Source organism: Mesorhizobium sp. M2D.F.Ca.ET.226.01.1.1, assembly GCF_004022705.2.
Taxonomy (GTDB): Bacteria; Pseudomonadota; Alphaproteobacteria; order Rhizobiales; family Rhizobiaceae; genus Mesorhizobium.
In genome coordinates this window covers 1-371 of sequence record NZ_RZOY02000066.1, presented here as the reverse complement: position 1 = coordinate 371, position 371 = coordinate 1, and the positions used below count along the sequence as shown (strand labels likewise).

General features: G+C 67.9%; 1 protein-coding gene. It reads left to right on the top strand.

Features of this window, described 5'->3' with window-relative positions:
* On the top strand, positions 1 to 371 hold a 371-nt coding region (locus EN869_RS33775; RefSeq protein ID WP_189508262.1), incomplete at both ends, for a transposase zinc-binding domain-containing protein.

Here is a 371-nt window from a genome sequence, read left to right as displayed (position 1 = left end):
CGGCCATCTCGGACGTGTCGAGCGGCGTGTGATGAGCGCGATCGAGCTCTGCCGGACGGCCGCGCTCGGCGGCCATGTCGAGGGCTGCCGATCCTGCGGGGCGATCCGCGTGGCCTACAATTCCTGTCGCAACCGGCATTGCCCAAAATGCCAGGGACAGGCCTGCCGCGACTGGCTCGCCGCACGCGAGGCCGAACTCCTGCCGGTTCCCTACTTCCACGTCGTGTTCACGTTGCCGGCCGAGGTCGCCGCGATCGCCTTCCAGAACAAGGCGGCGGTTTACGCCATCCTGTTCAGGACTGCGGCCGAGACGCTGCGCACGATCGCCGCCGATTCCAAACATCTCGGCGCCGAGATCGGCCTCATCGCGG